Genomic DNA, 21,014 nt, shown 5'->3' with positions numbered 1-21,014 from the left:
AGTGAGATCGAGCAAGGCGGCTTTACGCGAGGCAGCAGAACGTGATGGGTTTTTCCATCACGACCTTGCCCGTGGGTTCACCCCCCTGAGGGGCGCAGGTGCCGGGTATACGTTCCGTGACCTCGGATTTCTTGCTGCCGAGGGACACACCTAACATCACATCGTAGCATGCGCTGAGCATGTCGGACGACACATGCGCCGACAAGTGCTCGCTCGTGCAACTATCGTCCGTGTAAACATCAATCCGGACAACACACGACCCTCCTGTGGGGGGATCGCACGAGCAAGGGCTACACGTTCGTTGATCGCTGCCTTCGGCGAAAAATACGCTGCGTTCGGCCCAGGTCGGAGGACACGGAACATCCCCCGCGGTGTAGACACACGCCTGAAAGCGGTACGGCGGCTCCGACGAGCAGGGCGTGAGCTTGCACGGGTTTCCATCGCTGGCACAGCCCAGCGCAGCAACCGAGTCTGGTGTGGGCCATTCGTTCATGGTCCCGTTGTAGAGAACCGGGAGGTCCGTTGGCTCCTCCCCCTGCGTGAAGGAAGGACAATCCCCCTCCACGACCACGGGCGGGGCCACCGAGACGGAGCTGACACAAGGCACGCCACCACAGAGTTTGCCCTCGGCGATGGCGTTCGCAGCCGTGCACGAACCATCCCAGCCCGTCGGAGCATCAAACGATGCACTTGCCGGCGTAGGCGCGTCTTGACAAGCGCTTGCGTGTGTATCCCAGGATGTGGGGAGCTCGCAGGTACCCGGGGGCTCGCCGCACACGCACGTGGGACAATCACGCGGTAGGAGTTGCGGATCAGCCCAGGCCCAGACCTCCTCCTTCGTACCTGCTGGACAGTCGGGCAAGCCATAACTGGGCCCCGTGGCTACGAGGACAGGGCCTCGCCAACCCTCCGGCGCTTCGGGGGCACATACTCCAGGACATCCGATCGGGCCGGCGTCAGGGCACGTCTTCGGATCCGGTGGATAACCTAGCGCGATGCACTCGGCGAACTCTTCGGGAGTACCGACTCCGCAGACGCAGAAGAACTGGTGATCCAGGTCTTCGCTCCAGCCACAGGCCAGGGCGACGAACGGGAGAGTTACAGACAGCAGAAGACTCGACCACAGACGCATAAAACCCCCGATTAAACGGATGCGTGACTCAAAGGCTTTTTCCGTGCGCGCATGTTCAGAACATCCGATCCGGTCAAGTATCGGTCGCACCATCAGCGCCAGCGTCGGCGGGACAAGTTTCGGGATCGGGAGGCCAACCCTCAGCGAGGCAGTCGGCGAAGTCTTCAGGTGTGCCTACACCGCAGACACACACTGCTTCGTAATTCGCATCTTCACTCCAGCCGACATCCTCAGGAGCGAGATCAGACGTTTCACCGAAGCCCACACTTGAAGCCAACGCGTTCCCGGCAAACCTAGTTCCTGGGGACGAACCACCCATTGGTTCGTCGCAGGATCGACTACCACATGGTTTGTCTCTGGGGAAAGGGACAAACTTCGATCGCGCGCAAGTTTCTGAGCACGATCCCGACGCGGTTTTCCCGCGCACGGTCCCGCCATCGGCACCCGCGACGTCCGCGGACCAACCTCCCCCGGCCTCCCCAAAAATCGACAGGCGAATGTCGATTTCAACAGACGATCCGACTTCTCGACACATTTAACCAGCGAGGGTTCTACCTCCCAAACCCACGCGCCGAGCGACCCCAGCTCACCACCACTCGCCCGAAAAAATCACTGCTCCGGTCGATTCTTCCGGACGAAGCCCCTTCTCAACACACTTACGTAGGCAGGAGGAAACCACACCCACTTGGGTAGGTGAATGTGTGATGAGTGTCTGGATCGAAGCTGCCGGCGACGCCCTCTGCCTGTACTGGCCCATCCTTCCCGGGCTCGAGCTCGTCGTCTCTCGCATCGGGGGCAAGATCACCGTCGCCTACATGCTCGGCGAAGAGGGCGACGAGATCATGCTCCGCGCACGCCAGGACGACATGGAACGCGGCCGCGAGCTCTTCCACCTCGCCTTCACCTGGGGCCAAGCGTAAGAAGGCTTTCGGTCGTCGCGGCCTTCCTTATAGTGAAGGAGCAGGCGCGGCGGGGGCGTCGAGGTCGAGCACGACCGGCTCGTGTCCCGTCGCCCGCAAGAACCGCACGAGGTCCTCGCCACGGATCGCCGTCGTGTGGTCGTTCGTCAGGGGATGGCAGTGCACCGGGTCCCGCGTGAGGACCTTCGCGTCGAGCACCACCCGCACGAGGCCCGCCTCGTCCATCATCGCCGCGAGCGGCGTGACCGATCCCGGCTCGACCCCGAGGTGCTGCCGCAGCCTCTCGGGCGAGCAAAACGAGACGTGCCCCGCCCCGATACGACGGCCGAGGTCCCGCAGGTCCACCACGCGATCCTCGTCGAGCACCACGAGCCACATCGCGCCCTTCTTGTTGCGCAAGAAGAGGTTCTTCACATGTACGCCGTCATGCCGTACCCGATGCGCCTTCGCCTCCTCCACGGTGTAGACGGGCGGATGCGTGACGGTCTCCGTCTCGATGCCGAGGGCCGCGAGCCGCTCGAAGAGCGCGCCTTTTTGGGGGCTCGTCATGCGTGAGGGGTTACCCCGCAGGCGCTCGCCGATCAACGTTTCGTGCGCACGTCTCCCCGAGCCCACGCACGTGCGCTAGAGATGCGGGCGTCGGCAAGGAGCGAGTGATGGCGAAGGATCTCGAAGGCAAAGTGTTTCTGGTGACGGGCGCGACCGAAGGCATCGGCAAGGCGGCCGCCATGGCCTTCGCCAAGCGCGGCGCGACCCTCGTGCTCGTCGGGCGCAGCCGCGAGAAGAGCGAGCGCGTGGTGAAGGAGATCAAGGAGGCGAGCGGAAACGAAAACGTCGAGCTCCTCCTCGGCGACCTCTCGAAGATCGCCGACACGCGCGCCGTGGCCAGCGCCTTCCGCGCGAAATACGACCGGCTCGACGTGCTCGTGAACAACGCGGGCGCCGTCTTCACCGACCACAAGCTCAGCGACGACGGGATCGAGATGACGTTCGCGCTGAACCACATGGCCTACTTCGTCCTCACGACGAGCCTGCTCGACCTGATCAAGAAGACGCCGAAGGCCCGCGTGATCAGCACGTCGAGCGGCGCCCACCACATGGGCAAGATGGACCTCGCTACGGTCGCGAAGCGGAGCGGCAAGTCCGCGGGCTTCGGCGCGTACGGCGATTCGAAGCTCGCGAACGTCCTGTTCACGCGTGAGCTCGCCCGGCGCCTCGAAGGTTCGAGCGCGACGGCGAACTGCATGCACCCCGGCTACGTACGCACGGGCTTCGCGCTGAACAACGGCCCGATCGCGGCGGCCTTCGCCAAGGCCGCCGCCGCGCTGTTCGCCCGCACGCCGGAGAAGGGCGCCGACACGATCATCTGGCTCGCGACGAGCGACGAGGCCGCCTCGTACAACGGCGAATACTTCCAAGATCGCGGCGTCGCGCGGACGTCGAAGCGCGCGCGAAACGACGAGCTCGCGAAGGGCCTGTGGGAGCTCTCGGAGAAGCTCGCCTCCTGAACCTGCGCGCCCTTCAGCGCTCGCCGAGCCAGATCGCGGCGAACTCCATCACCCGCGCGTTGTCGGGCACCTGCTCGAGGAAGCTCTGCCGCCAGCGCGGATCGCTGATGCGATCGGCGCGCTTCTGCAGCCGTCGCCGCGCCTCCGTGATGCGACGCAGCGCCTCCTCCTCGGCCCCGTTCACGCGCAACGCGAGCGCGTACGTCCACTGGATCAGGCTCTCACCCTCCTCGATCCCTTCGAGCCGATCGAGGATCTGCATGGCCTCCGTCGCCTTCGTGAACGCCTCGCGCACGTTGTTCTGCACGATCTTGATCCCCGCGACGAGCGCGAGCGCGCACGCGCGCACCGCGGGCACGCCCTCGGAGACGTCCATCGCCTGCTGCGCCATGGCGAGCGCCTCGTCCGTCCGGCCCGCGAGCCGCAGGATCGTCGAGAGGTAGACCCGCACGAACCCCTCGCCGCGCCGGTTGCCTTGACGCACGAGGCGCTCGAGCGCCGCCGTCTCCACCACGATCGCCTCGGTGAGGTTCTCCATGTGCGCGAGGGCGTAACCGAGGTTCGCGAGGAGCGAGGAGACGAAGTCGAGCTGCATCGGCTCGGCGATCGCCTGCGCCTCGCGGAACGCCGCGACCGCGAGGCCATACGCGCCGAGGTGCAGGTACGCGTTGCCGATGTTGCAGCGCTGGAGGCAGGCGTTGCGCATGTCGCCGGCCGACGTGAAGTTCTCCACGGCCGACTCGATGCGCCGCACGTACGCGATGAGATCCCCCTCGTGCAGCGCGAGCTCGGCGCGCGCCACGTCGAGCCAGGCGAACACGAACGCGCTCGCCACGCTGTGCCGCTGCGCGAGACGCTGCGCGCCCGCGAAGACGTCGTGCGCTCGATCCGGCAGGCCCGCGCGCACGAGCGCGACGACCAGGCGCCCGGCCGTCACGATGTGCGCCTCGCTGAGCACGCCCTCGCGCGCGAGCGCGGCGAGCTCGTCGACGAAGGCCGCGATCCGCGCGCCGTCGCCCATGCTCGCCGACGCGATCACGAGGTGCCCGAGCGCGGCGTGATAGGCCGTGCTCCCGCGCGGCAAGCGCGTGATCGCCTCCTCCGCCGCGCGCCGCGCCTCGGCCATGTGACCGAGCCAGCGACGCGCGATCGCCTGCACGAGCCGCATGCGCGCGATCGTCTCCGGCGCGCTCGACGCCTCGATCGCCCGCGCCGCGTGGGCCTCCGCGTCCCGGAGCGCGTTCACGCCGAGCGCGTCGAACGCGGCGTTCTCCTCGGCCGTCGGCGGCGATCCGGGGAAGAGCGCGGCTGCGTCGCGCCACTCGATCTCCGACCGCGGGACCGTGGCGATCGTCGTCGTCGCGAGGCTCGCGATGGCCTCGTCGAGCTCGGTCACCGTGTCCTCGTCGAGGACGAGATCCGCCGGATCGAGCTCCTGCACATCCCCGCCGCCCTCGATCCCCTCTGTGCTGAGCCGCGACGTCGGCGCGGCCTCGACCTCGTCCAGAGGCGCGCCCATCGTCTGCGCGAGGACCACGCGGTGCGAGATGTTCTCGTAGGCGAAGACGAGTTTGTCGCGGAACGCCTGCATCGACGGATAACGCCGCTCTCGCTCCTGCACGAGCGCGCCCTGGACGACCTCGAGGAAGGCAGAGGGGATGTCGTCGACGAACATCGACAGGATCGGCGGCGGCTCCGTGACGATCTTGATGAGCACGGTCTGGTGCGTCGGGCCGTCGAAGGGCCGCCGCCCGGAGAGCAGCTCGAAGAGGACCGCGCCGACGGACCAGACATCGGCGCGCGCGTCGACCCCTGGATCTCCCTTCGCCTGCTCGGGCGCCATGTACTCGGGCGTGCCCATGACGACGCCGCTCAACGTCAGCTTGCGGTTCGGGTCGAGCGTGTGGACGCGGGCGAGGCCGAAGTCGATGAGCTTGGGGACGATCTCGCCGGAGGTCGACTCGGTGAGGACGATGTTCTCGGGCTTGATGTCGCGGTGCACGATGCCGCGGCGGTGCGCGGCGATGAGCGCGCCCATGATGGGGACCATGATCGTCATGGCCTCGTGCTCGGTGAGCCTGCCGCGCGGGGCGAGGTATTCACGCAAGCTCTCGCCCTCGAGCAGCTCCTGCACCATGTAAAACGTGCCGTCGCGGCGCTGCCCGACCTCGTGCACGGTCACCACGTTCGGGTGCTGGATCGCGGCGGTCGTCTGCGCTTCGCGGCGGAAGCGCGCGATCATGCTGGGGTCCCGATCGAAGTTCGGGTGCATCAGCTTGATGGCGACGCGCCGCTCCACGAACATGTCCCACGCCTCGAAGACGGTGCCCATCGAGCCCGCGGCGATGAGGCGCTGGAGCGAGAACTTGCCGGCGATCTGCATCCCCGGCTTGAACGTCCCTTGCTCCGAGGAGCGCGCCGCGCCCTCGTCGGCCCCTTCCGCGGAAGGAGGGATCACGCGCGGGTCGTCTTTGCGGCGTTGCCAGAAGCGAAGCATGGGCGCTCCTCCTCCGCGAGGAACCGTGAGGACACCGCGAGCCACGTTGGGTGTCAAGGTGGGCGGTCCGGGTCTTCACGCCCCGGCCGCGACGCAGAGCGCGGCGAATACGGCGCTTGCGCGGGCGGCTGCCGTGAGCTACCACGTCCGGGCTCACGATCCTATCCGGCGAGCAACCGCGGCAGATGCGCGCGTGCTTGCGTCCGACGAAGGCAACCGGGAAGGCGTGGCGGGGTGATACCGTGCGAGTGTCGCCCCGCGGTGGAGCGCGCCAGAGGGGCGCGTTTCACGCCCTTTCCGGACCCTGGCGGCTCGGCGGGAGGGGGCCAGCGAGACACACCCTTTTCGGGTTCGGGCCGCGAGAGAGCATTTTTCAACGTGACTTTTCCCGTTTCCGGGCGGCCCGTGGCGGCCCCCGTCGAGGCGCCGCGTGCCACGGGCAACGCGCCGATCGTTCCGGTTTCCATGGGCGGCGAGGCCCCCGGCGCTGCGTTCGCCGCGCTCGGCCTCGCGGCCCCGCTCGTGCGCGCCCTCGTGAAAGAGGGCTACGAGCACCCGACGCCCATTCAATCCCAGTCGATCCCCGAGGCGCTCTCCGGCCGTGATTTGCTCGGCTGCGCCCAGACCGGCACCGGCAAGACGGCGGCGTTCGTCCTGCCAATCCTCCAGCGCCTGTCGAAGACGCAACGGCATGGCGGCATTCGCGCGCTCGTCCTCACGCCGACCCGCGAGCTCGCGGCGCAGATCGGCGAGCGCGTCACCGCGTACGGGCGGCACCTCGGGCTTCGCCACGTCGTGATTTACGGCGGCGTCGGCCAGCGGCCGCAGGAGGAGAACCTCGCCAAGGGCCCCGATCTGCTCGTGGCCACGCCGGGCCGGCTGCTCGACCTGATGCAGCAGGGGTTCGTCCGCCTCGATCGCGTGGAGGTCTTCGTCCTCGACGAGGCCGATCGTATGCTCGACATGGGCTTCATCCACGACGTGCGCCGCGTCGTCGCGGCGCTGCCCAAGCAAAAGCAGACGCTCTTCTTCTCGGCGACGATGCCCCGCGAGATCGCCGCGCTCGCCGATAACATCCTGGTCGACCCGGCGCGCGTCTCGGTCACGCCCGCGCGCGCGGCCGCCGACACCGTCGAGCAGTCGATCTTCTTCGTCGAGAAGGCCGACAAACGCGCCCTGCTCGAGCGGCTCTTGCGAGCGTCGAGCGTCGAGCGCGCGCTCGTCTTCACCCGCACGAAGCACGGCGCCAACCGCATCTCCGAGCAGCTCGTGCGCGCCGGCATCGAGGCGCTCGCCATTCACGGCAACAAGTCGCAAGGCGCCCGCGAGCGCGCCCTCGACCGCTTCCGCCGCGGCGTCACGCCCGTGCTCGTCGCGACGGACATCGCCGCGCGTGGCATCGACGTCGAGGGCGTCTCGCACGTCATCAATTACGATCTGCCGAACGTGCCCGAGAGTTACGTGCACCGGATCGGCCGTACGGGCCGCGCGGGCGCGACGGGCAGCGCCATTTCGTTCTGCGACCGCGAGGAGCGCGCGCTGCTCTCGGACATCGAAAAGCTCCTCCGTCGCCGCATTCCGGTGGCCGAGGGCCAGGCGCCTCCCGCCGACGCGCCGCCCGCCCCGGCCCCGCGCGCCGAGACGCGCCGCGCCTTCGCGCCCGAAGATCGCCGCCGGGGACCGCGCCCCTCGCAAGGCCACGCCCCGCGCGGCCGTCGAAGCTGAATTCACGGTGATTGAGCGCGGGCCGCGCGCGCGTTATCCTCGCGCGCATGGCCCGTGCTTCGACCAGGCGCCACTTCCTCCTCGCCGCGGGTGCTGCCATCCCCGCGGCGACGTTCGCCTTGCTCTCGCGTGACGCCGACGCGCCCGCGCCCCTCGCCGCGGGCGGCGGGCTCGATCCCGACGCGCGCCCCGTGCTTCGAATCGTGAGGGCCGAGCCCACGCGGGACGGCGCCGGCGTGCGGCTCTCGCGCGCGCTCGGGGGCCGGGCCCTTCCCGACCTCGATCCCTTCCTCCTCCTCGACGAGTTCCACACCGATCGCCCGGACGATTACATCGCCGGTTTCCCCGATCATCCGCACCGCGGCTTCGAGACCGTCACGTACATGATCCACGGCGCGATGGAGCACCGGGACAGCGTGGGAAATCGGGGCCGCCTCGGCCCTGGCAGCGCGCAATGGATGACCGCGGGGCGCGGGATCATCCACTCCGAGATGCCCAGGCAGGAGCAGGGGCTCATGTGGGGTTTTCAGCTCTGGGTGAACCTGCCGGCCGCGCGCAAGATGACGAAGCCGCGATATCAGGACATCCCGCCCTCGGCGATCCCCGAGGTCGACATCACGGACGCGCGTGTGCGGGTCGTCGCGGGCGAGGCCGGAGGGCGGCGCGGGCCCGTGGACGGCGTGATCGTCGCGCCGAGCTTGCTCGACGTCACGCTCGAGGCCGGCGCGAGCTTCCGGCATCCCTTGCCGATCGAGCACAATGCATTCGTGTACGTGATCGAGGGCTCCGCGCGGATCGGGCCCGAGGGCACGAAGGTCGCGCGAGGCGAGCTCGCCGTGCTCGGCGCGGGCCGATCCGCCATTTCGACGAGCGCCGCCGGGGCGCGCCTCTTGCTTCTCGCGGGGCAGCCGATCGGCGAGCCGATCGCGCGCCGCGGGCCTTTCGTGATGAACACGGCGGAGGAGATCCAGCGGGCCTTCGAGGATTATCGCTCGGGGCGCCTCGTCGGGGGCTGAGGGGGTCGGCTCAGCGCCCCGCTTCCGTCAGCCTGGCACGGGAGGCGTGGGCGTCGAGGAAACGCGAGACCTCCGCGACCACCGCGGGCGAGATGTCGCGCCCGATGTCGTCCTGCGTGATCCGCGTGGCGTCCGGCTGGGTGATGCAGTTCAAGGCGTGCGTGACGCAATCGAGCACGCGCACCCGGTGCGGCGCGCGTGACGAGCCGTCGAGCCATTTCGCCCAGGTCTCGATCTCCGAGGGGACGACGTTGTAATCGTAGCTCCCGCCGAGCACGAGCAGCGGCCGATCGAGGTTTTCGGCGATCTCGGGCGCCTGCCGGGCGAGGTCGATCCACGACTCCCAGAGCCCTGGCGGCTGCCCGAGGATGGGCGCGCCGAGATGCGTGCCGCGTTCGATGTGACGCAGCGCCTGCGCGGCGGCATGAAGCTCCCGCGCCTCCGCCTCGGCGCGCTCCGGCTGCCCGGCCATGGTGAACGACCAGCGGACGCGCTCGCTTTGCTGCTCCAGCACGACGGCCATCGTGTGAAATGGCGGCGCCAGCATGATGCCCGCGCGCACCTCGGGGCGGTCCGAGAGCAGCACGGGGACGAGCTCCCCGCCTTCGCTGTGCCCCGCGAAAAACAGGCGTTCACGATCGATCTCGGGGCGGGCCGCCACCGCGTCGAGCGCGGCCTCGGCGTCGCGCACGTATTCGGTCGTGGCGAACTCCACCTCGAGCAGGGCGTACGGGAGGGAGGTGAAGCCGGTGTCGGCGCACGCGTTGAACTGGCCGCACGTGCGTTTGTCGTAACGATACACAGCGTATCCGCGGTCGGCGAGCGCCTCGGCGAGGCGCTGGTAGACGGGGATCTCGAAGCCGAAGCCGAGGCCAATCTGTCCACGCATCACGCCGTCGCGCGACATGGGGCCGCTGCCATGCACGATGACCACGGCGGGCACACGTTCGCCCTCCTCGCGCGCGGGGAGCGTCAACGTGCCTTCGAGGCGCCAGAGGCCACGATCGAAGGCGAGGGGCACGTCTTTTTTGGGCAGGCGCGGCCGGGCGGGCGCTGCGGCGGGCGTGCCTCGCGTGGCCGCGGGGCGGCTCGCGAGGGATGGCGCGGGTGGCGCCGAGCCGCAGGCGCAAAGGAGCGACACGGCGAGCGGCAGCGAGGCGAGGCGCATGGGTTTCATCCAGACGGCCGAGCGGCGTACTTCTTGGATGGTGACATCCTCTTCGGCGGGGTTCAATCCCGCCGGCGCGGCGCGTCGTCGCAGGATCAGGGCCGCGGCGCGGCGAGCGCGGCCTCGAGCGCGGTCATCTTTTTCTCGTCGGCCTCGTCGAGCGGGAGGGAGATGTCCGGCGTGATGCCCTCCACCTCGTTCGTCCCGTCGGCGCGGAAACGCGCGCAGTTCGGCATGTGCACGTCGAAGCCGATCTCTCGCAGGGCGAACCGTCCCCCGCCATTGACGTACCCGCACCCCGCGCCGGCCGTGCGAGCGCCGAGGATCGTGGCCGCGCCGTTGTCCTTGAACCAGGCGACGAAATCCTCGGAGGCCGAGCCCGTGCCACGGTCTGTCAGGACGAACAGCGGACCCTTCCAGGCGCCCCTGCCTTCGAGGGTCGTCGTCTCCGGCGTGTCGCTGAAAATCGAGCAGACCTTCTCGCCTCTCCACAGGGGCGCTCGATCGCAGGTCGGCGAGACGATTCGCGCCTCTTTGCGATGCAGGGTGCGCTCGGTGAACAGGGGGACGGCCTCCGAGACCCACTCGGTGCCGCCGCCATTGCCCGTGAGATCGACGAGCAGGCGCTTCGCCCCGCGATCACGCAGCGACCCGATCGCCGCCAGCAGCGCCTCCTGGAGCTTCGCGCGGACCGCGAGCTTCAAGGCCCGCTCGTCCATTCCCGCGGAGAATGCCTGCTCGCAGGTCGCCAGGTATCTGTCTTCCCCGAAATGGGCGATTCGGATCACCCCGAGCTCGCCGGTCACGCCGGCCGGGAATGGGGCCTCATGTACAAGGGCAAACCCCTTCATTTTCTTGAAAGGAAAACGGAAATCGACGGCGCGCGCCTCGTATCCCGCCGACGCGCAGCTCGCGACGGGCGGCGAGGGCGGCTCGGGCGCCTCGGCAGCAGGGGGAGGTGCAGGGCTCGGGCCTCTGCCCCTCGTCAGCTTGAAATGCGGATCCTGAAAGGCGCGGACGAACCGGCGGAGGGCGAGGAAGGCCTGCACCCGCGTGAACGCGCCGTCGAGCGCGGCGCGCGTATCGCGATCGAGCTTCACGGGATCGACCCCGCGACGCTCGACCATCCAGTCGAGGTTCGCGTACTCCCTGGCCATCGTGACCTCGAGCGCCTCGAAATCACGCAGCCACGTGCCGCGGTCGAACGTGATCACGTCCCAGCCGAGGAGCCCGAGCAAGATCGAAGACAATCCGATCCCGAGCCAGCGAAAAACCCTCCGGCCCGTCTTTTTTCCCACCTTCGGCGGCGATGCGCTTCCGCTCGGAGCTTCGTTCATGTTCGAGGTGATGTTTAGCGCATCCGACATCCGTCGGGCACGAAATTGCCATCTGTGCAGGTGCGTACACTTCGTCGCGGGCGCGTCCCGGTCGAACGGCATTCCTTTCCTAAAATTCGAGATTCGGCCGAGCGGGCATGCTCGGGCATCGATTTCGTGTCATGTCGAGCCCGCATTGCGCGCGCTTCGAGCGCGGGACGAACGGTGGAGAGGGAGGGCAGGATGGCGCATACCAAGACAACCTCGATCGACGAGCAGGCGAAGATCCGCGACCTGGAGGCCGAACGCAAGGATCCGGCCGGTACGCACCTGACAACCGACCAGGGGATCCGGATCGACGACACGGACAACTCGCTGAAGGTCGGCGCCCGCGGGCCCACGTTGCTCGAGGACTTCCATCTTCGCGAGAAGCTCACCCGATTCGATCACGAGCGGATCCCCGAGCGCGTGGTCCACGCCCGCGGCTCGGCGGCGCACGGGTATTTCCAGGTCTACGCGTCGCTGAAGGACCTCACCCGCGCACGATTCCTCCAGGATCCCGCCGTGAAGACCCCGGTCTTCGTGCGTTTCTCGACGGTCGTCGGCTCCCGCGGCTCCGCCGATACGGTGCGCGACGTGCGGGGCTTCGCGGTCAAGTTCTACACGGAGGAGGGCAATTTCGACCTCGTAGGCAACAACATCCCCGTCTTCTTCATCCAGGATGGAATCAAGTTCCCGGACCTGGTGCACGCGGTCAAACCCGAGCCGGACCGCGAGATCCCCCAGGCCGCGTCGGCGCACGATACCTTCTGGGATTTCGCGTCGCTCGTCCCCGAGATCACGCACATGCTCATGTGGGTCCTCTCGGACCGCGCGATCCCGCGCAGCTTCCGCATGATGGAGGGCTTCGGCGTCCACACGTTCCGGCTCGTCGACGAGGCAGGCAAATCACGCTTCGTCAAGTTCCACTGGAAGCCGCTCCTCGGCGTGCATTCGCTCGTCTGGGACGAGGCCCAGAAGATCGCCGGGCAGGACCCGGACTACCACCGGCGTGATCTCTGGAATGCGATCGAGAAGGGCGCATATCCCGAGTACGAGCTCGGCCTGCAGGTCATCGAGGAGGACGAGGCGGACGATTTCGATTTCGACCTGCTCGACCCGACGAAGATCGTCCCCGAGGAGCTCGTGCCCGTGCGGCGCGTGGGGAAGCTCGTGCTGAACAGAAACCCCGACAACTTCTTCGCCGAGACGGAGCAGGTCGCGTTTTGCGTGCAGAACGTCGTCCCGGGGGTCGATTTCACCGACGATCCGCTGATGCACGCGCGCCTCTTCTCGTACCTCGACACGCAGCTCACCCGGCTCGGAGGGCCGAACTTCGCGCAGATCCCGATCAACCGGCCCGTCGCCCGGGTGGACAACCACCAGAAAGACGGCTTCCACCAGCACCGGATCCCCACGGGGCGCGCGCATTACACGCCGAATTCGCTCGGCGGCGGCTGCCCGATGGTCGCGGGCCCCGGCGCGGGCGCGTTCACGCATTACCCCGAAAAACTCTCTGGGGTGAAGCAACGCGCCCGGAGCGAGAGCTTCGGCGACCATTTCAGCCAGGCGACGCTCTTCTGGAAGAGCATCTCCACGCCCGAGAAGGAGCACCTCGTGAAGGCGGCCATCTTCGAACTCGGCAAGGTGGAGAGCAAGGTGATCCGCGAGCGAATGGTGGAGCAATTCACGCGCGTGGACACCGCTTTCGGCCAGGCCGTGGCCGCGGGGCTCGGGATCACGGGGCACGCGGGCCTCGGGGCGGCCGTGAAGAGGGCGGCGCACGCCGCGGCGCAGAAGATCACGACGAAGCGCTCCGTGTCCGAATCGCCCGCGCTCAGCATGGAGAACACCGTGAAGAGCTCGATTCGTACCCGCCGCGTCGCCGTCCTCGCGGAGAAAGGCGTGAGCCTCGCGGAGCTCTCGGCGGTGAAGAGCGCGCTCGTCGCGGAAGGGGCCGAGGTGCACGTGATCTCGTCGACGCTCGGCACGATCGAGGCCGCGGAGGGAAGCGACGTCGAGGTTGATCAGGCGAGCATCCACGTCGGATCCGTCCTTTACGACGCGGTCTTCGTGCCCGGCGGAGCGGCGAGCGTCGAGGCGATGAAGAAGCTCGGGGATCCGATCCATTTCGTCAACGAGGCCTTCCGGCACAACAAGCCCATCGGCGCGACGGGCGAGGGCGTGGAGCTCTTGCTCGCCTCGCACATCAAGGGCGTCACGGTGGCGAGCGCTGGAGCGGCGGGACAAACCTTCAGCGCCGAGGGCGTGGTCACGGTGCGCGGCGCCAAGGATCTCGCAGTCTTCATCCAGGACTTCATCAAGGCGATCGCGCAGCACCGGCACTGGAGCCGCGCCGAGAAGGAGTCCGTGCCGGCCTGAGCTCAAACGCCGCGGAAAAAGCGGGTCTTCGCGGGAACTCGTCCACTTTTTCGATCCGGCGCGCGCGTCTGTGGCAGGATGCCACCTCCCGGCGCGCGCGCCGACGAAGGACGGAGACGGAAATGAAGAAACTCGCGGTTGGGTTCGTGATGATGAGCGCAATGCTGCTCGGTGCGGCTTGCAGCAAAGACGAGAAGCCCGAGGCCAAGCCGGCGGAGACGGCGGCGGCGCCGGCGGCCGCGCCCGCGGCGGAGTCGATCGGCGTTCCGGAGTGCGACGCTTATTTCAAGAAGGTCGCCGATTGCATGGGCAAGAAGCCCGAGCTCAAGCCCATGCTCGAGCCGGCGATGAAGCAGAGCGCGCAGGCCTGGAAGCCGCTCGCGGCGAACCCCGCCACGAGGGACGGGCTGATCAAGGGCTGCAACGCCGCGGTCGAGCAGCTCGAGAAGCAGTGTAACTGAGGCAAATCCGCGGGCGCCGGCATTCACGTCGGCGCCGCGAGATTCGACGCTCGCGTCGGCTAGAGCGCCACGGCCATGGCCACCTCGGGCTCGGGCGTGAGGATCTCGCATCCATTCCGCGTGACCACCACCGTGTGCTCGAACTGCGCCGAGAGGGAGCCGTCCTCGGTGACCACGGTCCAGCCGTCGTCGAGCAGCCGGACCGCCGCGCCCCCGAGGTTGACCATCGGCTCGATCGTGAAGACCATTCCCGCGCGGAGCCGCGGGCCCGTGCCGCGCCTGCCGACGTGGCTCACGTGCGGGGCGGCGTGCATCACGCGGCCGATGCCGTGGCCGCCGTATTCGCGCACCACGGAGCACCCCTCCTTGCGCGCCAGCTCCTCGATCGCCGCGCCGATATCGCCGAGCCGCGCGCCGTCGCGGACCTGGGCGATCCCGGCGTCGCGGCAGCGGCGCGCGACGTCGACGACGTGCCTCGCCTCCGGCGAGGAGCGGCCCACGATGAAGGTCGCCGACGTGTCGCCGTGATATCCGCCGAGCTCGGTGGTCACGTCGACATTGACGATGTCGCCGTCGGCGAGGACCTCCTTTGCGGTGGGTATACCGTGACAAACCACGTGGTTGCGGCTGACGCATACCGAGGCGGGGAAGCCGTGGTAGTTGAGCTGGCTCGGGCGCCCGCCGCGGCGCGCGGTGTCCTCTCGTACCCATTGATCGATCTGGTCGGCGCGCACGCCGGGGGCGAGGCGCGCCGCCACGGTGGCGAGGGTCGCGGCGGCGGCGCGGCCTGCGTGGCGCAGGGCCTCGACCGCGCGGAGCGTATGAATCTCGATGGTCGCCATGATGCCCGCGAGCATGAGGGCTCGCGAGGACGGTTGTCCAATACCGTTTGGATATGGCTTTCGCGCGGCGCTTGGATCCGGGCCCGGGCCGTGGTAGCGATCTCGCATGAGCCTGGCGCAGCTCAAGTACTTCGTGGCGGTGGCCGAGGAAGGCAACGTGACCCGCGCGGCGACGCGTCTCCGGATCGCGCAGCCGCCCTTGACCCGGCAGATCCGTAGCCTGGAGGAGGAGCTCGGCGTCCCGCTCTTCGAGCGGACGGCGCGTGGGGTGCGCCTCTTGCCGTCGGGCGAGACGATGCTCACGCACGCGCGCGCGATCCTGGCGCAGGTCGACGCGGCCGTGACGGCCGTGCAGGCGGGCGCTCCGGCGGAGGCAGGAGCGCCCGTCGTGACACGGCCGCGCTGACGGGCTTCAGCCCGCCGAGACGCGCTTGAAGGCCGGCCGCTCCATGCAGCGGCCCACCCACGCCTGCAGGTGGGGCCAGCGGGCCAGCGAGGGCACGATCACCATCTGGTACCACCACAGATCGGCCGCGAGGAGCGCGTCCGCCAGCGTGAACGTATCCCCGGTCAGGTAGGGTTTGTCCTTGAGCTCGGCGTCGAGCAGGTCGAGCAGCCCGTCGAACTCTTTGCGCGCGGCCTCGCCCTGCGCCGCATTCTTTTGCTCTTCCGGGGCCTCCGGCGACGTATTGTACATGACCCGCGTCCCGGCCGAGAGCAGCGACGCCGCGGCCCACACCGTCCACGACATCGCGCGCCCGTGCGCGGGCGTGCCGGCCTTGGGCCAGAGGCCCTTGTCCACGCCGTATTTCTCTCCGAGGAGAATGTTGATCGCCGCGGACTCGAAATAGGGCACGTCGTCGACGACGAGCGTCGGGACCTTGCCGTTCGGGTTCAGCTTCAGGAGCTCGGGCTTCTTCTGATCGCCCGCCTTCAGATCCAGCCGGATCCCCTCGTACGGGATGCCGAGCTCCTCGAGCGCCCAATGCGTGCGAACCGCGCTGGAGTACGGCGAGTAATAAAACGTGATGGCCATGTGATCGGTAACCTCCCTCTGGGCCCCGCTGTTTGGCATGAACGGACGGTCAGCACAAGAGGGGGCCGCGGCCGGGCGGCGCGGAAATGATGCTGCGCTCCGCTTGACATCTACGAAGAACTTCGTACATCATGGGGCCATGGTGAACAGGTCGCTCCCCACGGACGCGGAGCTCGCGATCTTGCGCGTCCTCTGGCGCCGCGGCCCCTCGACGGTGCGTGAGGTCCACGAGGACCTCAGGCCCGTCCAGGGCACGGGGTACACGACGGTGCTCAAGCTCATGCAGATCATGGCCCAGAAGGGGCTCGTCGAGCGGGACGAGGCGGGCAAGAGCCACGTGTATCGGGCCATGATCCCCGAGGAGCAGGCGCAACGCGGCCTCGTGCACGAGCTCGTCGAAAAGGCGTTCGGCGGCTCCGCGTCGCGGCTCGTCCTGCGCGCGCTCTCGAGCGAGCGAGCCTCCCGCGAGGAGCTCGCCGAGATCCGCGCGCTCCTCGACGACATCGAGCGAAAGAAGTCGAAATGAACCTCGCCACGCTCGCCACCTCGCCGTTCGTCGCGGCGCTCGGGCTCGCGCTCCTCCATTTCCTCTGGCAGGGCGCGGTGATCGCCCTCTTCCTCGCCGCGACCCTCTCGAGCCTGCCGCGCAGCCACGCCGCCGCGCGTTACACGGCCGCCTGCGCCGCGCTCGCCCTCATGGCGCTCGCGCCGCCCGTCACGTTCGCCTATTTTCACGCATCCTTCGCGGCCGTACCGTTCGTCCCGCCGAACGCCTTTGCCTTGCTCTCCGCCTCCGCGGAGGCCAGCGCGCCGCCTCTTTGGCCCGCGATCGTCGTCATGGCCTGGAGCGCCGGCGCGCTCTTCATGTCGGCCCGCCTCGCCGTGGGTCTCCTGCGCCTCTCGAGCTTGATCCGGCACCACACGATGCCCGTCTCCTCGGCGCTCGAGGTGCGCTTCGACAAACTCGCGCGGCGCCTCGGCGTCCGGGAGGGCGTGCGGCTCTTCGCCTCCGATCGCGTGGACGTGCCCATGGTCATCGGCTGGCTCCGGCCCGTCGTGCTCGTGCCCCTCTATGCGCTCACCGACCTTTCGCCGTCTTGCCTCTCCGCCCTGCTCGCGCACGAGCTCGCGCACGTGCGCAGGTTCGATTTCCTCACGAACATCCTGCAATCGATCGTCGAGGCAGCGTTGTTCTATCACCCCGCCGTCCACTGGGTCTCTCGTGTCGCCCGGAGAGAGCGCGAGCACCTCTGCGACGACGACGCCGTCGCGGCCGTCGGGGATCCGGTCCGTTATGCCCGCGCCCTCGCCGCGCTCGAGGGGATGCGCGCACGTACGCCCGAGCTCGCGCTCGGCTCGAATGGAGGTTCGCTCGTCATGAGAATTCGACGTCTGATCGATGGCACCACGCCCCAGCCGCCCACGAGCCGCGCCCTCGCCGCGCCCGCGCTCGCGCTCGCGAGCACGCTCGGCCTCGCCCTCGCCACCCTCGCCGCTTGCGGGGGAGAGCCGCCGCCCGCCGCGGAGAAGCCGAGCGTCACGGCCGCGCAAACAGAGGCCGCCGCGCTCGGCATTCCCTGGCTCCCTCCCGCCATCGCGCGCTGGGAATCGGCCATCGCCGCCTCCGCGCGCAAGGGCAACGTGGATCCCGAGGCCATCGCGATCCTCACGCTCGTCGAGTCGTGCGGGGATCCGAAGGCCAAGAGCCCGAGCGGCGCCCTCGGCCTGATGCAGCTCATGCCCCGGACCGCGAGCCTGGTCGCCGGGGAGCTCGGCATCACCGATCACGCGGACGAGCGCCTGCTCGATCCGGCCTACAACCTCGAGCTCGGCGCCTCGTATCTCGGCAAGCAGTTCGCCGAGTTTGGCAAGAAAGACCCGGCGCGCGCGTTCGAGCTCTCGGCCGCGGCGTACAACGGCGGCGAGAGCCGCGTGCGCGCGTGGCTCGACGGAAAGGCCGAGCTCTCCGAGGAGACCGAGACGTACCGCGCCCTCGCCACCGGCATGTGGAACGAGCGCCACGCGGCGCGCTCCGCGACGTACGACACCTGGCGCGAGCGCGTGCGCGGCAAGGTGGCCTCCCGCTCGGCCCACCCGCTCCCCGGCGCCCGCGTGACCTTGGCTTTTGGCGACACCGCGCCCAAACAGCCCCATGTCCTGCACCAGGGCGTGGACCTCGCGGCGGCGCCCGGGACGGTGGTGCTCGCGCCCCTCGACGGGACGGTCGAGCGTATCGAGCAGAGCTCGAAAGGCGAGCCCGTGCTCGTCCTCGCGCACGGCCGCGGCATCGAGACGCGATATCGCGGCCTCACGAACGTGAAGGCGCGACCTGGCGCGGCCGTGACGCGCGGGGCTGCGATCGGCGAGGTCGGCACGCCCGAAGGGGGGCCGCACGTGCACTTCGAGGTGCGCGACAATGGCGAGGCGATCGATCCGGCGCGTTATCTCGGACAAACCGTGACGCCCTGAGCGCGCGGAGCACGAACGAACGAGGGCGCATCGGGGTTGTTTTCCCCGAGCGCCCTCGTCGTGCCTGCAGAATGCTTACTTCTTCGGCTTCACGAACTTCAGCGTCATGCGATCGCTCTCGCCGATCGCCATGTACTTGTCCTTGTCCTTCTCGCCGAGCTCCAGCGTGGGCGGCAGCGTCCACACGCCTTCGGGGTGGTCCTTCGTGTCCTTCGGGTTCGCGTTGACCTCGGACTTGCCCTCGAGCTTGAAGCCCGCGGCCTCGGCCTGCTTGATCACGAACGCCTCGGGCAGGTAGCCCTGCGGCGCGCTCTTGTCGGGGTCCGCGTCGGGTTTGGCGCGGTGCTGCTCCACGCCGAGCACGCCGCCGGGCTTCAGCGCCGTGAACACCTCGGAGAGGAAGCCGGGCAGGAGTTTGTCGCGGTGCAGGCCGTGCATCGAGCGCATCACGATCACCAGGTCGACCTTGTTTTCGAGCCCGAATTTCGGGTTCTTCGGGTCGATCACGATCTTCTCGACCTTGCCGTAGAGCTCCGGCGACCGCTCGAGGAAACGCGAGAGGCGCTGGGCGTAGAACGTGCTGCGCGCCTCGGGCGGGCCCTTCGGGTCGGTCGTCGTCACGAGCAGCTTGCCTTGCGCGGCGAGCGTCGGGGCGAGGAGCTCCGTCCACCAGCCCTCACCGGGGCCGTATTCGAGCACGGTCATCTTCGGCGTCAGGCCGAAGAATTTCAGTGTCTCCTGGGGGTGGCGGTGCTTGTCGCGCTCGACGTTCTTGGGCACGCGGTGCTTGCCCGCGAGGATTTCCTTCAGCGCGGCGTCGAGCGACGCGTGCTTCTTTTCGGCGAGCTTCTTCGCCTCGGCCTTGATCTCCGGGGTGAAGCGCGTGTCCTCGGCCTTCGCCTCGGCCTCCCACTTGGCGCGATCGGCGGCGAGCTCCTGGGCGGCCTTCTGCTTCTTGAGCTCCTCGGGCGAGGGCTCCTTCGTGGCCTCGGGCGTGGCCGTCGGCGCGGCCGGGGCCGCCGTCGGCGCGGCGTTCGTCGTGGTGGTGGTCTCGGTGGCCGTCTCGTCGGGGTTCTGGACCTCCGGCGTCGAGGAGCCACAGGCGAGCATCGGCGCGGCCAGCAAGGCCAGCGCAAGCAGACTTCGTTTCATGGGACGCATCCTTGCCCCAACGGAAAGGCGAACGCAACGGCGGCGTCGAATCGGTTTGCCACGGCGCGCCCTGGATCACGCGAAAATTACGTCCGCACTTTTTCCAGGAATAAAATCACAATGTGTGGTCGCTCGCGACCTCGTGCGCTGCGTTTGGCGCCCTTGTGGGCTGCACGTAGGTGCTTTCAGTTTTCGTTCGCCGCGTCGAGCACGCCCGCCATGAACCGGACGAGCTCCCATTGCTGTGCGACCGTCGGCTCGCCGCGGAGCTCGACGTGCTCGACGGCCGGCGTCACGAGCGCGGCGCGCAGGAGCGGAGACGGGACGTCCTTCGCCAGCCACTCGGTCTCCGACGCCGGGATCACCGAATCCGTCGCGCCGTGCAGCAAGAACACGGGGGCGCGCAGCGCGCCGAGGTGACCGGCAGGAGAGACCGCCCCGGCTTGCTCGGGGTGTCTCGTGATCTCGTCGATGAGCGCCGGCACGTCGGCCTTTCCTTCGAGCAAAATTTCGACCTTCGCCCGCCCCTCGGCGCTCATCTCCGCGAGCTTCGCCTTCGACGCCTCGTGCTCCTCCCAGAGAAAGAGCCGGATCGCGTCACGCGCCGCGGGGGCGTCGGCCGGCGAGACGAGGCTCTCGACATGCGAATACAAAAGGACCAGCGCGCCATAAGGGTGCGCGGCGAGCGCCTCCTTGTGCCCGTCGGGCCACGTGGTCTCGTTCGTCTTGAAAAACTGAAGCACGCGGCGCATGTCGTGGTGCGCCCCGATCGCCACGACGAACGAGATGTCGTCCGCGAACGCCTCCGCCGACGCGGCGCGCAGGGCGAGGCCGCCCGCGAAGCTCATGCCCATGAGCCCGACGGGCCGGCCGCCGAGCCGCTCACGCAAGGAACGAGCGGCCGCGCCGAGGGTCCCGATCGAGGCCGGGTCGATGCGATAGTCGGCGATCTCCGCGACCTCGGGCGTGAGCACGACGATGCCCGAAGCCGCGATCGCGCGGGCAAAACGCATGAGGCGAGGCTCGTCGATGGCGAGGCGATGCACGCCGTGGACGATCACCACGCCGGGCGCATTCGTGGCGCCGACGGGCGAATACACGCGCGCCCGCACGGGCCCACGCGCGGAGGCCACCTCGGTCACGCTCTCGTCGAGCGCGTATTTTCCGTAGTCCGGCAAGAACCCCTGCGCGTGTTCGTCCGCGAAGCGCAAGAGGAGCGAGGCCGCGCGCAAATGCCGATCCGCCGGCCGCGCGAGGAGCACGACCGCCACGAGCAGGACGAAGAGCAGGGCGCGCCCCACCTTTCGCCGCTCGCGAGGCGCGTTCGCGGGGGCTTTCGTCTCGGTCATCG

Annotated in this window: 18 protein-coding genes; 9 read left to right on the top strand and 9 right to left on the bottom strand. The window is 68.7% G+C overall.

The annotated features are described in order from the left end of the window. Positions 1 to 22: 22 nt before the first annotated feature. Positions 23 to 157 (bottom strand): hypothetical protein, encoded by a 135-nt coding sequence (locus GF068_RS46310; protein WP_275939179.1) that lies wholly within the window; start codon positions 155 to 157, stop codon positions 23 to 25. Between the two features lie 1,679 nt (positions 158 to 1,836). On the opposite strand from GF068_RS46310, the gene GF068_RS18135 reads away from it, so the two are divergent. Next, positions 1,837 to 2,052, top strand: coding sequence for a hypothetical protein (locus GF068_RS18135; RefSeq protein WP_153820669.1), 216 nt, complete (start codon positions 1,837 to 1,839; stop codon positions 2,050 to 2,052). Positions 2,053 to 2,079: 27 nt separating this feature from the next. Here GF068_RS18135 and GF068_RS18130 read toward each other — a convergent pair whose 3' ends face one another. Then, complete coding sequence (locus tag GF068_RS18130; RefSeq protein WP_153820668.1) at positions 2,080 to 2,601, bottom strand: prolyl-tRNA synthetase associated domain-containing protein; 522 nt, start codon at positions 2,599 to 2,601, stop codon at positions 2,080 to 2,082. Positions 2,602 to 2,708: 107 nt separating this feature from the next. Here GF068_RS18130 and GF068_RS18125 point away from each other — a divergent pair, with 107 nt between their 5' ends. Continuing rightward, positions 2,709 to 3,560, top strand: coding sequence for an SDR family oxidoreductase (locus GF068_RS18125; protein ID WP_153820667.1), 852 nt, complete (start codon positions 2,709 to 2,711; stop codon positions 3,558 to 3,560). A gap of 13 nt (positions 3,561 to 3,573) precedes the next feature. Here the strand turns inward: GF068_RS18125 and GF068_RS18120 are convergent, their stop codons facing one another. Beyond that, entirely contained in the window at positions 3,574 to 6,057 is a 2,484-nt protein-coding gene (locus GF068_RS18120; RefSeq protein ID WP_153820666.1) for a serine/threonine-protein kinase, read from the bottom strand. A 378-nt stretch (positions 6,058 to 6,435) separates the two neighbouring features. On the opposite strand from GF068_RS18120, the gene GF068_RS18115 reads away from it, so the two are divergent. Continuing rightward, positions 6,436 to 7,782, top strand: a complete 1,347-nt coding sequence (locus tag GF068_RS18115) for a DEAD/DEAH box helicase (RefSeq protein ID WP_338046445.1) — start codon at positions 6,436 to 6,438, stop codon at positions 7,780 to 7,782. Between the two features lie 47 nt (positions 7,783 to 7,829). Further along, positions 7,830 to 8,798, top strand: coding sequence for a pirin family protein (locus GF068_RS18110; RefSeq protein WP_153820665.1), 969 nt, complete (start codon positions 7,830 to 7,832; stop codon positions 8,796 to 8,798). Between the two features lie 10 nt (positions 8,799 to 8,808). Here GF068_RS18110 and GF068_RS18105 read toward each other — a convergent pair whose 3' ends face one another. Beyond that, positions 8,809 to 9,966, bottom strand: a complete 1,158-nt coding sequence (locus GF068_RS18105; protein ID WP_170319551.1) for an alpha/beta hydrolase family protein — start codon at positions 9,964 to 9,966, stop codon at positions 8,809 to 8,811. A gap of 95 nt (positions 9,967 to 10,061) precedes the next feature. Continuing rightward, a complete protein-coding gene (locus GF068_RS18100; RefSeq protein ID WP_170319550.1) occupies positions 10,062 to 11,303 on the bottom strand; it encodes a S41 family peptidase in 1,242 nt (413 codons plus the stop codon). Between the two features lie 222 nt (positions 11,304 to 11,525). On the opposite strand from GF068_RS18100, the gene GF068_RS18095 reads away from it, so the two are divergent. Together GF068_RS18095 and GF068_RS18090 are read left to right on the top strand one after the other, a co-directional pair. Continuing rightward, positions 11,526 to 13,703 (top strand): catalase, encoded by a 2,178-nt coding sequence (locus GF068_RS18095; protein WP_153820662.1) that lies wholly within the window; start codon positions 11,526 to 11,528, stop codon positions 13,701 to 13,703. 122 nt (positions 13,704 to 13,825) lie between these two features. Continuing rightward, positions 13,826 to 14,164, top strand: coding sequence for a hypothetical protein (locus GF068_RS18090; protein WP_153820661.1), 339 nt, complete (start codon positions 13,826 to 13,828; stop codon positions 14,162 to 14,164). 59 nt (positions 14,165 to 14,223) lie between these two features. On the opposite strand, the gene map is transcribed toward GF068_RS18090, so the two are convergent. Continuing rightward, a complete protein-coding gene (gene map / locus GF068_RS18085; RefSeq protein WP_153820660.1) occupies positions 14,224 to 15,006 on the bottom strand; it encodes a type I methionyl aminopeptidase in 783 nt (260 codons plus the stop codon). A gap of 106 nt (positions 15,007 to 15,112) precedes the next feature. On the opposite strand from map, the gene GF068_RS18080 reads away from it, so the two are divergent. Continuing rightward, entirely contained in the window at positions 15,113 to 15,412 is a 300-nt protein-coding gene (locus tag GF068_RS18080; RefSeq protein WP_153820659.1) for a LysR family transcriptional regulator, read from the top strand. A gap of 6 nt (positions 15,413 to 15,418) precedes the next feature. On the opposite strand, the gene GF068_RS18075 is transcribed toward GF068_RS18080, so the two are convergent. Next, entirely contained in the window at positions 15,419 to 16,042 is a 624-nt protein-coding gene (locus tag GF068_RS18075; RefSeq protein WP_153820658.1) for a glutathione S-transferase family protein, read from the bottom strand. A 139-nt stretch (positions 16,043 to 16,181) separates the two neighbouring features. Here GF068_RS18075 and GF068_RS18070 point away from each other — a divergent pair, with 139 nt between their 5' ends. Both GF068_RS18070 and GF068_RS18065 read left to right on the top strand, forming a co-directional pair. Beyond that, a complete protein-coding gene (locus tag GF068_RS18070) occupies positions 16,182 to 16,568 on the top strand; it encodes a BlaI/MecI/CopY family transcriptional regulator (RefSeq protein WP_153820657.1) in 387 nt (128 codons plus the stop codon). Continuing rightward, positions 16,565 to 18,511, top strand: coding sequence for a M56 family metallopeptidase (locus GF068_RS18065; RefSeq protein ID WP_153820656.1), 1,947 nt, complete (start codon positions 16,565 to 16,567; stop codon positions 18,509 to 18,511). Before GF068_RS18070 ends, GF068_RS18065 begins: the two co-directional genes overlap by 4 nt. A 75-nt stretch (positions 18,512 to 18,586) precedes the next feature. Here the strand turns inward: GF068_RS18065 and GF068_RS18060 are convergent, their stop codons facing one another. Then, positions 18,587 to 19,663, bottom strand: a complete 1,077-nt coding sequence (locus GF068_RS18060; protein ID WP_153820655.1) for a class I SAM-dependent methyltransferase — start codon at positions 19,661 to 19,663, stop codon at positions 18,587 to 18,589. A 185-nt stretch (positions 19,664 to 19,848) separates the two neighbouring features. Then, the gene (locus GF068_RS18055) at positions 19,849 to 21,012 is read right to left on the bottom strand and encodes an alpha/beta hydrolase family protein (RefSeq protein WP_153820654.1); all 1,164 of its coding nucleotides are present in this window, start codon (positions 21,010 to 21,012) and stop codon (positions 19,849 to 19,851) included. Positions 21,013 to 21,014 lie beyond the last annotated feature (2 nt).

This window comes from Polyangium spumosum, assembly GCF_009649845.1.
GTDB classification, from domain to species: Bacteria; Myxococcota_A; Polyangia; order Polyangiales; family Polyangiaceae; genus Polyangium; species Polyangium spumosum.
The sequence above is the reverse complement of the archived record's forward strand: the minus strand, read 5'-3'. Positions and strand labels throughout refer to the sequence as shown.